The organism is Adlercreutzia sp. DFI.6.23, from assembly GCF_024462535.1.
GTDB classification, from domain to species: Bacteria; Actinomycetota; Coriobacteriia; order Coriobacteriales; family Eggerthellaceae; genus Adlercreutzia; species Adlercreutzia rubneri.
Genome location: NZ_JANGBP010000056.1, coordinates 1 through 487 on the forward strand (window position 1 = coordinate 1; position 487 = coordinate 487).

Annotated in this window: 1 pseudogene; it reads left to right on the plus strand. The window is 67.8% G+C overall.

Going from position 1 to position 487, the window contains the following annotated elements:
* Nucleotides 1-487 (plus strand): annotated as a pseudogene (locus NE591_RS12315) (ABC transporter ATP-binding protein); the annotation flags it as partial.

The window sequence follows — 487 nt, forward strand, 5'->3', positions numbered from 1 at the left end:
GGCATGTCCGGTGCGGGGAAGACGACGCTCACGAAGCTTCTGCTGCGCCATGCCGACATCCAGGAGGGCGAGATTTTGGTGGACGGCCAGAACGTGGCCGACGTGACCCAGCAGTCGTTGCGCCGGCAGATCGCCTATGTGCCCCAGGAGGCGCTGCTGTTCCACCGCTCCATCGCCGAGAACATCGCCTACGGGCGGCCCGACGCACGATAGAGGAGATTCGCGAGGCGGCCCGGGCGGCCAACGCGCTCGAGTTCATCGATGATTTGCCCCAGGGGTTCGACACCATCACCGGTGAGCGCGGCATCAAGCTGTCGGGCGGTCAGCGCCAGCGTATCGCCATCGCCCGCGCCATGCTGGCCGACTGCCCCATCCTCGTGCTGGATGAGGCCACGAGTGCGCTCGATTCGGAGAGTGAGGCCGCCGTGCAGGAGGCCGTTGCGCGCCTTATGGAGGGCCGCACCGCCATCGTGGTGGCCGACCGCCT